Genomic DNA, 13,275 nt, shown 5'->3' on the forward strand with positions numbered 1-13,275 from the left:
TGAAGCCACCGTGGACGCCGCCTTGCACCTTCGCCAGCTCCTCCCCGTCCTCACCCTGCTCGTCCTCGCGGCCGGATGTGCCTCCACGTCGGGTGCCCGACAGGACGACCAACCCAAGGTCGTGGCGCTCGACATCAAGGGCACCCAGCAGGTCAAGGTCTCCGAAATCAAGGAGAAGATCGTCACCAGCAAGACCCCCTGGTGGGAGCCCATCAACCCCTTTGTCGGGCCGAACTACTTCGACCCCAACACCTGGCTGGCGGACCTCAAGCGCATCGTCCGCTACTACCAGGCCCAGGGCTTCTACGAGGCGCGGATCGACTCCGCGAAGCAGCAGCCCCGGGGGAAGGACGCCATCGCGCTGGAGGTGACCGTACACGAGGGCCCTTCCACCCAGGTCACCACGCTCAACGTGACGGGCCTGGAGGAGCTGCCCTCGGGACACCAGCAGAAGGCACTGGAAGATCTGCCCGTGGTGCAGGGCAAGGCCTTCCGCGAGGAGGACTTCGAGGCGACGAAGGAGCAGGTGAAGCAGCGCCTGCGCGAACTGGGCTACGCCGAGGCGGAGGTGAGCGGCGAGGCGAGGGTGGACCTGGCGACGCATGGGGCGCAGGTGGACCTTCAGGTGCGGCCGGGGCAGCGCTACCGCTTCGGCAACATCTTCGTGGCCACGGACGCCAACCCGCAGGTGAACCCCAAGCGCATCATCGAGCAGGCGCAGGGCGCGGTGCACAAAGGCAACTGGTACAGCGAGTCGGCGCTGGCCGAGGCCCAGGCGCGCGTCTTCCGCATGGGAGTCTTCGGCGCGGTGAAGGTCAACCGCGGCGCGCCCGACCGGGAGGCCGGCATGGTGCCGGTGGTGGTGGACGTGCGCGAGGCCCCCTTCCGCTCCATCCGCCTGGGTGGAGGCATCGGCCTGGACGCGGCCCGGCAGGAGGTGCGCGCCGTGGGCGAGTGGACGAACCGCAACTTCCTCGGCGGTCTGCGCCGGCTCACCATCAATGGCCGGGTGGGCTACGCCTTCATTCCCAACATCACCGCCGCCTTCGACAAGATTGATACGAATGGAGATGGCAAGGGGGACGCGCCCAACCTGAGCACCCCGCATGGACTCGTCTTCCAGCTCTCCACCGAGTTCGAGCAGCCGCGCTTCCTCGCGCGGGACTTGCGGTTGCAGGCGTCCCTCACCGCGGAGCGCGGGCTGGAGCAGGCGTACAACTTCATCGGCGGACGGGCGCGCGGCGGCGTCATCTGGCAACCCCACCCGAACTTCTCCCTCTTCCCCACCTACAACCTGGAGGTCTACCGGCTCCAGGGGCAGCGGGGCCTGCAGGACCAGACGACCGTGCCCCCCCTCGTCCTGGGCTGCCCGGCGGGTACGAGCCAGCAGGACACCTGCAACATCTCCGTGAGCTACCTCGAGCAGGTGGCGACCTGGGACCGCCGCGACAACCCCATCGCGCCCAACCGTGGCTTCTATGCCTCGCTGTCCCTGCAGGAGGGAGGCGGACCCCTCCAGGGAGACTTCACCTTCGCGCGCGTGATGCCCGACATGCGCGGGTACATCAACTTCGGCCCGAAGAATCGCTTCACCCTCGCGGCGCGGCTGCGGATGGGGACGCTCCTCACCCCCTTCAACACCAACGACTCGGGTGAGCGCATCCGGCAGGAGAGCGCCGTCGTCAACCGCTTCTTCTCTGGCGGCGGCGGCTCCATGCGTGGCTTCAACACGCAGCGGCTGTCCCCCATGAACTTCAGTAGCCCGGGCGCGACGAACCCCTCGGACCGGGTCGTCCCCATCGGCGGCAACAGCCTCGTGGAGACCTCCGTGGAGCTGCGCTACAAGCTGTTCGGGGACTTGACCCTCGCCGTCTTCCACGACTCCGGCCTCGCCGGTGCCGGCCCGCTGAACTTCGGGTCCCATTCGGAAGACGTCCGCCAGGAGAGCAGCCGCATCTTCGGGGACAACCACTACCAGGCGGTGGGCATCGGTCTGCGCTACTCCACCATCGTGGGACCCGTGCGGCTGGACCTCGCCCGGCGGTTGAACATCGGCAGTCCCCTCCCCGTCTTCGACCCGAACACGGGCAAGGCCGACGTCGTCGGTGGGGCGGGTGATTGTTTCGGACTCGGAGGCACCGATGCTCCGGAGGGGAAGAAGTACGCGGGCGCCCCCGAGGGTTTCTGCACGTTCTTCCTGTCGATTGGAGAGGCGTTTTGAGCACCGTACCTCGACGACACCGGGGCCGCTGGCTCCTGTGGGGCCTGCTCGGGCTCCTCGGGTTGCTGCTGGTACTCGTGGCGGGCGCGCTCCTCTATGCGACCGGTCCGGCCGGGGAAGCGCGCATCCGAGCCCTGGCCATCCATCTGGCGAACGAGCAGCTCTCCGGCCGCGTGGACATCGGGGGGCTCGACCTCGGCCTGCGCACCATCGTGCTCACGGGCGTGAAGCTGTACGACCCCGAGGGGGAGTTGGTGGCGGAGGTGGACCGGGTGGAGGCGCAGTTGGCACTCACCCCGCTGCTGGGCAAGCACGTGGTGCTGCGCTCCGCGCGAGTGGAGCAGCCCCACCTCTACCTCCACCAGGACGCGCGGGGCCTCAATCTCTCCCGCTCCATCGCGCTCCGACAACCCAAGCCGAAGGAGCCCAACGCACCGCGCGGCACCCTGCGCTTCACCCTCGAGGAGCTCCACCTGACGGAAGGCTCCGTCGACTTCGTGGCGGAAGCGGCGAACGGCAACCAGGAGCTGCGTCTGGATGGCCTCGATGCCACGGGCACGGCCTCCTGGGCCTCGGCCACCGAGGCGCTCGACGCGACACTCGACGCCACCGCCAACCTCGCCCGTCCCAGTCCCATCGCGGGCCCGGTGCGCCTGTCGCTGAAGGCCCAAGGAGAGGAAGGCAAGCTGAACGCCGACGTGGACCTCAACGCCCCGGGACTCGAGCTGCGCGGCAAGGGCGGGCTGGAGGGTGAGCGGCAGGCCCACGCCGAGGTGAAGCAGCTCACCGTCAGTCCGGAGTTGGTACGTGCCTTCCTGCCCTCCTACCCCGTGGCCGCGCCCGTCACCCTCTCGGGCACCGTGGCCCAGGCGGGAGACACGGTGCGGATGGACCTGGACGCACAGGCCGCGGGCGGCACCGCCAAGGTGCAGGGCCCGCTGGACGTGGTGCAGCTGCGCACGGACGGCCTCACCGCCCGCGTGCGCGAGCTGGACCTGGCGAAGCTGCTGGGCGGAGGGCCGAGCACCGTGCTCGCGGCGGACCTGAGCGTGCGCGGCGGCGGCAAAAGCCTGGAGACCCTGGAGGGCACGGTGGACCTCACTGTTCCGCCCTCGAGTATCGCCGGCCGGCCCCTCGGCCCCGTGGAGCTGCACGCGAGCGCGAAGAATGGCCGCTTCGAGCTCTCCCAGCTCCAGGCGCAGGCCCCGGGCGTCAGCCTCACCGCGAGCGGCGCGGGCACCCAGGAAGACGTGCGGCTCGAGGGCCGGCTCGTCGCCTCGAACCTGGAGACCTTTTCCAACACCGTGGGCAGGCTGGGCAACGGCGAGCCCCTGCCCCTCTCGGGCCATGGCGCCCTGGACTTCACCGTGTCCGGCCCCGCCCGCCATCCCGCCGTCACCCTCTCGGGCGGCTTCGAGGCGCTCGCCTGGGCGGACAACGCCGTGCAGGGACTCACGCTCGACGCACGCGTGCCGGACGTCACCCAGCCCCTCACCACGGATGCCACGCTGAAGGCCACGAAGCTGAGCGCCGCGGGACGCACCTTCGAGGACCTGAATGCCTCGCTCGCCACCCACGGCCGGGCCCTCGAGGCCTCCGTGACGACGGGAGGCACGACGAACCTCCTCGTCTCGCTGCACGGCACCGTGGACAAGGACAACCAGGGCCTCGGGCTCGAAGCCCTCACCCTGCGCTACCCCGAGGCGGGCTGGACACTCGAGCGGCCCACCCACCTGGGCTGGGGCAACGGCCGCGTGGAGGTGGCGCCCCTCACGCTCACCTCCGGTGGACAGGCCCTCTCACTGGCCCTGACGAAGGAGGGCGAGCGGCTCGACGCGCGCACCGAGCTGCGGGCCTTCGACCTCGGGCGGCTGCCCAAGGCCTTCCTGCCTCCCGCGCTCGACGTGGAGGGCCAGCTCTCCGGCCAGGTCGCGGTGAGCGGACGCCTGCCCCGGCCGGATGCCGACGTGGCCCTCACATTGAAGGGCGGCCGCTACCAGCAGTACTCGGACCTGGATGTCGATCTGCAGGGCCGCTACGTGCGAGACCGCGCCACCGGCACCCTCGCCGCGAGTGCCCCCGCCGGCCGCGTCTCCGCCCACTTCGACGTGCCAGTCCAGGGACTGATGCACCGCCGCCGCGAGCCCGTGGGCCTGGAGCTGACCGTGGACCGGGTGGACATCGGCCCCGCGCTGCGCATGGCCGGACAGCCCGAGTCCGCCACCGGCATCCTCTCCGGCACCCTGTCGATGAAGGGGCTGGCGAATGATCCACTCCTGGCGCTCGCGCTGAAGGGCGAGAACCTGCGCTACTGGGGCGTCCCTCCCCGGCAGCCACCGCCCGTGGTGCTGGCCCCCGGTGCACTGCCTCCCGAGCTGAGAGGAGAGCCGCTGGGCTTCGAGCTCACTGCCCACTCCGACGACAAGGACGGCACGCTCAGCGCGACGCTGGACCTGCATGGCATTGGCGCGAAGGCCTCCGCCGCCCTCGAGATGCCCTTCACCCTGGGCCAGCTGTTGGCGAACCCACCCACGGCGGTCCAGCTGATGGAGACGCCGATGCGGCAGCTGCGGGCCGAGGTGAACGAGGCACCGCTGGGGTTGCTGTCGCGGTTCGGCCTGGCGGACCGCGCGGGCGGCACGGTGTCGATGACGGCCCACTTCACCGGCCCGATGCTGGCCCCCGTGGGCGAGCTGAAGCTGGCGGCCCGGCGGGCGACGATGAACGGCCTGAAGCCCATCGACGGTGAGTTCGCGCTGAGCACGGAGGCTGCGTCCGTGAAGCTCCAGCTCACCGCGCGGCGCGAGGACACGCTGCTGGCCCAGGTGGACGCCACCGTGGACTCCCCCATCGCCGCGCTGCAGGACCAGGAGGTGGTGGGCCGGGTGCCCTTCACGCTCACGGCCCGCGCGGGCCCCCTCTCGCAGCGCGAGGCGATGGGCCTGGCCGAGACCTCCGCGCCCGTGGCCGGCCTGAGCGCGCGGTGCAGGACCAGCACCGAGGAGGAGGAACCCCAGCTCCCCGACCACCAGAACGTCCTCACCCTGAACCTGCGGGCGCGCGGCACGCTGGAAGAGCCCCAGGTGGACCTCACCGCCGGAGTGCAGAACATCGGCGTGAGCCAGATTGGTTTCGGCGAGGCGCGCCTCCACTACACCTACGACAGCGCCCGCTCCACCCTCTCGGCACTCCTCTCCTCACCCAAGGGCGGCACGCTGGTGGCCCGGGGCAGCGCCACGCAGGAGCTGTCCCTGTCCACGCTGCGGCGGGGCCTGGACTACAAACAGGTGCCTTTCGAAGTGGACATGGACGCGCACCAGTTCGACCTGTCCTTCCTCTCCGGCTCGCGCCTGCCCATGGTGCGCGCCATTGGCGGCGTGCTGCGGATGGAGAAGGTGCACCTGGGTGGCACCCTCAAGGAGCCCAACTACCGGGGCGGGCTCGAGTGGGAGAATGGCCGGCTCGCCCTGGAAGGCATGGGCGACTACCAGAACGTGCACGTGGCGCTCAACGGCACCGAGCAGCGCCTGAACCTCGCCGACTTCTCCGCGACCAGCGGCAGTGGCACCTTGAAATTCAAGGCGGAGGCGGACCGCACGTCGGCGAAACAGTACACCTTCAACGGCGAGGGGGAGATGAACGACTTCCCGCTCGTCTATGACGACCAGCTCCTGGCCTCCGTCCAACTGCGCACCCGCTTCGAGGGCGAGCTGACCCCGAAGCTCCTCAACCTGCGCAACCTCTCCATTCCCGAGGCCCACATCCACCTGCCGGAAGCCAGACGCAAGGACTTGCAGGCGTTGGACCGGCCCGAGGGAATCGTCCTGGTGTGCAACGGAGCGCCGCTGCAGGAGCCCAAGCGCAAGCGCAGTGCCCCTCCAACGGACGGGGCCCGCCCGGGTACAGCCACGGGAGGAGCGGGCCCGACCGGACAGGAGGAGGCGCCGCGCCAGTACTGGGTGAACATCAACGCACCCAAGAACCTCTGGGTGAACGGCTCGGACGTCAATGCGGAGCTCGGCCTGTCGGAGGACTTCCACATCGAATACGCGGACACCACCGCCACCATCTACGGCGAGGTGCGCGCGCTGCGCGGCGAGGTGGAGGTGCTCGGCCGGCGCTTCACCGTCCAGAGCTCCAGTCAGGTGCGCTTCACCGGCCCGGCGCTGACGCCCTACATCAACGCCACGGCCGAGTACAACAACGAGCGCGCGGGCGTGAAGGTCTTCGTCACCGTGCGCGGGCAGGGAAAGGACTTCACCATCAAGCCCACCAGCGATCCGCCGCTGCCGGAGACGGAGATCTACACGCTGCTGGCCACGGGCCGGCGCACGCTCAAGGCGGGCTCGGGTGCGTCGATGAACCAGGGACAGGTGGCGTCGGTGCTGGGCTCGGTGCTGGCATCGCAGGCGCGCAAGGCCCTGGCCGCGAAACTGCCGCTGGACGTGCTCACCATCGAGGCCGGTGAGCAGGGCCTGGCGGGAGCGCGGCTGGAGGTGGGCAAGTACCTCACGGAGCAGCTGTACCTGGGCTACAGCGCCCGGCTGGGCACTTCGCAGAACCAGTCCACCACCCGGCGGGAGAACGCCAACGCGGTGCGGCTGGAGTACCAGTTCAGCCCGCGCTGGAGTGTCCAGGGGGAGTACGGCGATGCGCAGCAGGGCGGCGCGGACGTCATCTGGAGCAAGGAATACTGACGCCCTACTCCACCCCGCCCCACACGAAGGACACCAGCAGCAGGGAGAGCACCACGAACGTCACCGTGACGAAGGTGAGATCGCGCTGGCGGCCGAAGACGAGCAGCGAGAGCGCCACGCGGAGCACCGGGGTGGCCATCAGCACGAGCAGCCCCACCATCACGAAGGCCTGCCCGCGGGCGTCCACCGCCCCCCCGAACACGTCTGACAGCACATGCGGCCCGTGGTCCGGGGCGGTGAGGCCCTGGAGCGCCTGGCCCGAGAAGAAGTAGTCGGGGTGGTGGAGGAAGGTCAGCGCGATGCCCACCGTCACCAGGGCGAGGCAGAGCGTCACGCCCAGGCGCAGCACGTTGCTGATGAGCAGCTCGGGGCCATCCTCCCGGGCCAGCGCGTCCGGGACGGCTCGCGGAGAGGGAGTCAGGGATTGCTCGCTCACGGACCCACTCCCTTGCGGAGCATCTGGAAGGCCACCCACAGCAACACCGCCACGAAGAGGCCCCGCAGCCATTGGCTCTTCACCTTCGTGAGGTAGTGCGAGCCGGCGAAGGCACCCAGCACCACGCCGGCACACACGGGGCCGGCGATGAACGGATCAATGTCCCCCCGCGCGAAGTAGACGCCGGCACTGGCCGCGGCGGTGACACCAATCATGAAGTTGCTGGTGGCGGTGGACACCTTGAAGGGCAGCCCCATGGCGAGGTCCATCGCCGGCACCTTCAGCGCCCCCGAGCCGATGCCCAGCAGCCCGCTCACGGTGCCCGCCGCGTACATGAGGCCCAGTCCCGTCAGCGGGCGGGTGACGCGGTAGGACACCTCGCGCCCAGCCTCCTCGTCCCAGTAGCTGCCGTGCAGCCCCAGACGGTCCGCGAGCGCGTCGGGCCCGGCCACTGCCGCCGGGCGAGCACCACTCCCCAGCTTGCGCAACATGGCGAGCGCCGAATACGCCATCACCGCGCCAAAGACGCGGTACAGCCAGCGCCCACTGACGATGCCGGCGATGGCGGCTCCCGTCAGCGCTCCGGCGGTGGTGGCCAGCTCGAGGAACATGGCCACGCGCAGGTTGGTGAGCCGCTCACGGACATAAGCCGCCGCCGCACCACTGGAGGTGGCGATGACGGACACGATGGAGGCACCCACCGCGTAGCGGATGTCCACCCCGAGCAACAGGGTGAGCACCGGCACGAGGATGAGGCCCCCACCCAACCCCAGGAGCGAGCCCAGCAGCCCCGCGCCCAGGGACACGACGAACACCACGATGGTGAAGAGAAAGGGCGTCACAGAGGTAGGCCCATCCTTCCGCCAACTCCCCGGAGCGCGCAATTCGATACGGCGCGCCTACGTCCGCCCGGCTGCTCCTCTGTCTGCCGCGTGTCCGGGGGTGGACGGAGGTGCGGTCCACATGCACTGCGGCTCCACGCATTGACCCCGGGTGGCACGGCGCTCCAAAGTGGGCTCCGCGCTGTCGACTGGTGGCCAAGCGAGAGGAGAGAGCGTGGGAAGCTACCTGGCGGTCCTGGCCGCTGTGCCGTACTTTGGAAGCCGTCCCCTGATAGCCACCACCGCCGCCCTTCTGCTCGCGGCCTTTGGCGCATTCGAGACGGACGCGGGCGCTCCGCCCCAGTTCCTGGCGACGGGGGTGATTGGAACCCTCTTCGTCGCCTGGTCGGCGCAGCGTTTCGTGTGGGGCCACGTCGAAGCGGTGTGGCCGCACTTGAGCCCGTGGCGCTGGCGCGCTGCCGTCGCGACAGCCACGGTGTCCGGGATGGTCTTCGCGGGCTACCGGGTGGGGGCTTTCGCCTCCTCGGCCGAGCGTCCCGCCTCAGCGCTCCTCCTCGGGGGCGTGGTGGTGGGCGCGATGGGCGCGCTGACGCTCGTGTTCGCGCGGGCGCACACGCGGATTCGCCAGGGGCTGGAAGCCATCCCTGGCGTGGATGAGCTGGGCGTCCTCATGGTGTTGGAGGCGGGAGAGCTGCTCTTCGTCATCGGTGGGATTGCGCTGTGCACCTTCGCGCCGACGATCGCGGCCCTCGCCGTGCTGCCGATCATCGGGATGGTCACCTGGGCCTGGTTCATCCTCCGCGCGCGAGAGGAGTCGGAGCGTATCGCGTGCCCTGCCTGTGCCACGTCGACGCATCGCGCGGCGCTGCGCTGTCCAGGCTGTGGTGCGCTGCGCGAGCCGAGTGCGCTGGATGTGATTGGCCGCACCACGCGAACACCGGCTGCGGACACGCAGGCCCACGTCTTCGCGCTGCTCGCCCGCTGCCGCTGCCGCGCATGCGCCGAGCCACTCAAAGCAGGCGGACCCGAGGCGTGCTGTGCGCGGTGCGGCGCCAGGGCCTTCCCGACTCCGGACGACATCCGGGTGTTCCTCCGGGCGGCGGATCGCGCGCTGATGCGGATTCTGCCCCTGCTTGCGCTCATCGGCGCGGTGCCGGTCATCGGGCTGGTGGCGGGGCTGTGCGTGCTGCGGCTCTCCAGCGCCAGCGCGGTGGCCGCGCACGGGCGATGGAAGCACCGGCTCGTGGCACGTGCCGTTCGCGTCGGCTTGATGATGGCATTCTCGCTGTTGCAGGTGGTTCCCTTCGTGGGCGCCGCCGTGGTGCCGCTCATCGCCGTTGCGTCGCACCTGTCGAATCGAAGGCCGCTCCTGCATGCGGCGTCGACGGCCGACGCAGCACCGGTAGAACCGGTTCCTCCTGCCCCGGCGTAGAGGGCATTGGAAAATCTGGGCTCCCCCCTCGGTGGGCCGCGGACTCCTCGGCCCGGGACTTGCGAACAAACCACCGTTGACGGAGGAACGGATGGGTATTCGCACAGGTGCGGTGGGAGCAGGACTCGCGGTCATTGCATTGCTCGCGGTGGGTTGCACTGACCGGAGCAAAACAACCGACCCCGAGGTGGATCAGAACCCTGGTCCCTCGGATGGAAACGGAGTTCCCTCGGAGCTCCCTCCAGTTCCCTCAGCGGATGCCAGCACTCCTCCAACCTCCACGCCAGACGAGGATGCGGGAACGGCGCCCGATGCCGGCGAGCCCCAGGACGCGGGGACAGCGCCCGATGCCGGCGAGCCCCAGGACGCGGGGACGGCGCCCGATGCCGGCACGCCCCCAGATGCAGGTCCATGGCCCGTGGACGCAGTGCTCAATTACACACAGTCGTTTGGCGTTGGCACACCGCGGAGCGTTGGACTCGATGAAGGGCTGAACTTCTGGCTCCTCGATGGCGACCGCATCGGCGTGCTGCGCCCGGGCGATACGGCTCCGACGTGGACCCGGGGCATCGGACAGGCACGCCTGCCGTTCGGTTGGGATTCGCTCGCGATCGACTCGACGGTCATCTGCGGCGGTGAGGCCGGACGCGCGTACGTGGGGTATCTCGCTCCCGAGATGCAGCGGGCGGAAGGGATTTCGCAGCGCACGTACATCCCCGGACCGGGCGAGGCGAACTACACGCCCGAGCGCTACGCCGAGTACCAGAAGGGAGATCTCGACGCGGTCCGCCTGCAATCAGATGGAAGCGTCGTGCTCGAGGAGCACATCTGGCGCAGCACCGGCGTGTCGAACGGGGGCAAGCGGATCGGCATCCACAACACGAACGACTTCCACTACGAGGAGGATCGCAGCATCCTGAACTGCGCTCGCGTGACGCGCGGCCCGTATCGCGGTGACCTCTACATCACGACGAACCACGGAGTGACCCGCATCCAGGGGCTCACGTACAACAGCCACCGTCATCCGGGCTGGTACCTCATCACCACGAATCCGGACGGAACGCTGGCCGAGTCGCTCCAGTGCCCGCCGATGTATGGGCTCGGCATCGCGCGGAACGGAGATGTCCTCGTGGCGAACGAGCAGATGCTCGGAGTACTCGTCCCGAGTGCGAAGCTCGAGGAGTGGGACCGCGAGAACACCTGGGCAGGTCCCACGCCCTGGAGGTTCAAGGGCTTCAACGAAGTAATCAACGGGCAGGCGTCCGATGATTACTGGCGCGCCTTCGAGCAGACCACCTCCGGGCGCTACTACCTGGGGAGCGAGGAGTTCGGAGTCTGGGCGATGACGCCGAAGTCACGCACCACGGGGAACTGGTCGAAGCTCTCGGGGCTGCCGACCAGTCACATCCTCGCGCTCAAGGCGACGGACGATGGCGCGCTCTACATCGGCACGGATGGCGCGGGCCTGTGGAGGCTGGAGCCGGACGGCACGACGCTGACCCAGGTGCAGCTGGTGTCCGGTCAACGCGTCTTGCAGCTCGTCTACGAACCCACCGTGACGCCGAGCATGCTGCTCGTTCTCACCGACCAGGGACTGACCGTCCTCCGTGGGCCCTGAGGCAGCCGGCTCCTTGCCCGGTGACGGTTCCGCGGGACACCTCGATGCCGTTGGCGTCGAGGATGAACTCCTGCCCGAGCCCCACCGCGCCACCGGGGAGGCTCACCGCCCTGCGTCGGCCCCAGCAGGGCACACGTCCGGCGGAGAGCCCTCGCTGCGGCAGTACTTGGCCAGGGACTCACAGTACTTGCCCATCCCCTGGGCACAGGCCTCGCCCCAGCGCCTGGCGAGGACCTTCATGTCCTGGTTCATCTCCGCCTCCTTGCGCTGCTCGGGCGAGAGCTCCTGCCATTGGGTCTCGTTGAGCGCCTGGAGGGACAGGGCCCGCTGCCGCAGCCGGGCCGCGGCCCCCGTGTCCCCGAGCCCATCGGCGATGTCCGCGGCGAGGGTGCAGTACAAGGGGGGAATCCCCTGGGACGACACCATCTGCTCGCAGATGCGCTCCAGGCAGGGCCGGACGGCGGCGTAGAAGCCCAGCTCGGTGCTGGGGCGCCAGGGGCGCTCGGCCCATGGCACCGCGACCTCGGGACATGCCAGACGGTAGGAGCGGGTCACCGACGCCATCCCCGGCTCTCCCCTGATCACCGAGAAGAGCTCCTCGCACATGGGCGAGAGCCTGCGACTCGAGGAGTCGCCCGCGTCGACGCTGGCTGGCGGCTCGCACATCCGGCTCATGCAATCCAGGCTGATGAGCTGCGTCGCCAGCCGGGAGAGATGCTCGGCCTTGCCCCAACTGATGGCGGCGAAGCGCGGGCAGAGCTGCTCCACCGAAGCCCGTACCTGATCCTCCGACGCCCCTGGAGTCTCCAGGATGGAGCGGCCCTGTACCCCCTCTGAGGGCGGCTGCGGGGGCTGGCTCCGAGTGCGTCGAACGGCCAGCACGCCGAGCGTGACCAGCACCGCGGCCAGTACCACGCCCGCCACGAGCAGCGGGAAACGCCAGGAGGAGCGCTGCTTCGGGGCTGGAGGGGGCGGCTTCCTGCCTCCAGGCCGCGATCTTCCCCGCGCGGCGAGCGCCAGGGGCAGCAACAACACCAGGGTGGACAGCCACGAAGCGGGGTCAGCCGGAAACGAAACCATGGAGGGAGAGTATGCCCCGGAGATGCTTGAAGTACCCTCACCCGGAACACGAGAACCTGGAATACAGGAACCGGAGGAAGCGCATCATGTTGGCGGAATCGCTCAAGGGAAAATCGGTCATCGTCACAGGCGCCAGCAAGGGCATCGGCAAGGGGATCGCCCGGGTCTTCGTGCGGCACGGCGCCAAGGTGCTGGTGGTCGCGCGCGATCTCCAGGCGGCCGAGACGACGGCGCGGGAATTCGTCGCGGCCGGTGGCACGGCCAGCGGCTTTTCCGCCGACGTGACCCGGTTGGAGGACATGGAGAAGATGGCCCAGGCAGCGGCCGAGCGTCATGGCGGAATCGACGTGCTGTGCGCCAATGCGGGCATCTTTCCGCAGGTGAAGATGGAGGACATGTCGCCGGAAACCTGGGACGAGGTGATGGCGACCAACCTCAAGGGCACCTTCCTCTCGGTGAAGGCCTGCATCCCCTATCTGAAGAAATCCGAGCAGGGGCGCATCGTCATCACCTCCTCGATCACGGGCCCGGCGACCGGCTTTCCCGGCTGGACCCATTACGGCGCCACCAAGGCCGGGCAACTGGGCTTCATGCGGACCGCATGCATGGAGCTCGCGAAATACCGCATCACGGTCAACGCGGTGCTGCCCGGCAACATCGTGACCGAGGGCCTCGAGAAGCTGGGCCCGGAATACATGAAGGGAATGGCGGCGGCGGTGCCGCTCGGCACGTTGGGCGAGGTCGAGGATATCGGCCATGCCGCCCTGTTCTTCGCCAGCCGCGAGGCCGGCTACATCACCGGCCAGACGCTCATCGTGGATGGCGGTCAGGTCCTCCCTGAATCGCCAGACGCGCTGAAGCAGATGTAGGGGCGTCCAGGGCCGCGCGGCGCAGCTCCCGCGCAAGCAGTTGCTGTGGCAGGAGGATGAGGCATCGCCTGCCAGGGACG

Annotated in this window: 8 protein-coding genes; 5 read left to right on the top strand and 3 right to left on the bottom strand. The window is 69.4% G+C overall.

Going from position 1 to position 13,275, the window contains the following annotated elements; all coding sequences use genetic code 11:
- Positions 1-10 precede the first annotated feature (10 nt).
- Positions 11-2,221 carry a BamA/TamA family outer membrane protein gene (locus DAT35_RS23670; RefSeq protein ID WP_233261668.1) on the top strand — a complete coding sequence of 737 codons (2,211 nt, stop codon included), beginning with the start codon at positions 11-13 and terminating at the stop codon, positions 2,219-2,221.
- Positions 2,218-6,918 (top strand): translocation/assembly module TamB domain-containing protein, encoded by a 4,701-nt coding sequence (locus DAT35_RS23675; RefSeq protein ID WP_108069405.1) that lies wholly within the window; start codon positions 2,218-2,220, stop codon positions 6,916-6,918. The genes DAT35_RS23670 and DAT35_RS23675 overlap by 4 nt, the downstream gene beginning before the upstream one ends.
- A gap of 4 nt (positions 6,919-6,922) precedes the next feature.
- Here DAT35_RS23675 and DAT35_RS23680 read toward each other — a convergent pair whose 3' ends face one another.
- On the bottom strand, positions 6,923-7,354 hold the full coding sequence (locus tag DAT35_RS23680; protein ID WP_233261669.1) for a DUF1634 domain-containing protein: 432 nt from the start codon (positions 7,352-7,354) through the stop codon (positions 6,923-6,925).
- Complete coding sequence (locus tag DAT35_RS23685) at positions 7,351-8,196, bottom strand: sulfite exporter TauE/SafE family protein (RefSeq protein WP_108069407.1); 846 nt, start codon at positions 8,194-8,196, stop codon at positions 7,351-7,353. The genes DAT35_RS23680 and DAT35_RS23685 overlap by 4 nt, the downstream gene beginning before the upstream one ends.
- Positions 8,197-8,410: 214 nt before the next feature.
- Here DAT35_RS23685 and DAT35_RS23690 point away from each other — a divergent pair, with 214 nt between their 5' ends.
- The gene (locus DAT35_RS23690; RefSeq protein ID WP_108069408.1) at positions 8,411-9,628 is read left to right on the top strand and encodes a hypothetical protein; all 1,218 of its coding nucleotides are present in this window, start codon (positions 8,411-8,413) and stop codon (positions 9,626-9,628) included.
- A 418-nt stretch (positions 9,629-10,046) separates the two neighbouring features.
- On the top strand, positions 10,047-11,246 hold the full coding sequence (locus tag DAT35_RS23695) for a hypothetical protein (protein ID WP_304466066.1): 1,200 nt from the start codon (positions 10,047-10,049) through the stop codon (positions 11,244-11,246).
- 102 nt (positions 11,247-11,348) lie between these two features.
- On the opposite strand, the gene DAT35_RS23700 is transcribed toward DAT35_RS23695, so the two are convergent.
- Positions 11,349-12,326 carry a hypothetical protein gene (locus tag DAT35_RS23700; RefSeq protein ID WP_146209846.1) on the bottom strand — a complete coding sequence of 326 codons (978 nt, stop codon included), beginning with the start codon at positions 12,324-12,326 and terminating at the stop codon, positions 11,349-11,351.
- 86 nt (positions 12,327-12,412) lie between these two features.
- Here DAT35_RS23700 and fabG point away from each other — a divergent pair, with 86 nt between their 5' ends.
- On the top strand, positions 12,413-13,195 hold the full coding sequence (gene fabG, locus DAT35_RS23705; protein WP_199242977.1) for a 3-oxoacyl-ACP reductase FabG: 783 nt from the start codon (positions 12,413-12,415) through the stop codon (positions 13,193-13,195).
- Positions 13,196-13,275: the final 80 nt, after the last annotated feature.

Source organism: Vitiosangium sp. GDMCC 1.1324 (genome assembly GCF_003044305.1).
Classification (GTDB): Bacteria; Myxococcota; Myxococcia; order Myxococcales; family Myxococcaceae; genus Archangium.

Bases quoted from the DNA above. Each gene is read 5' to 3' on its own strand.
- fabG (WP_199242977.1), top strand. From the start codon at position 12,413: ATGTTGGCGGAATCGCTCAAGGGAAAATCGGTCATCGTCACAGGCGCC.
- DAT35_RS23700 (WP_146209846.1), bottom strand. From the start codon at position 12,326: ATGGTTTCGTTTCCGGCTGACCCCGCTTCGTGGCTGTCCACCCTGGTG.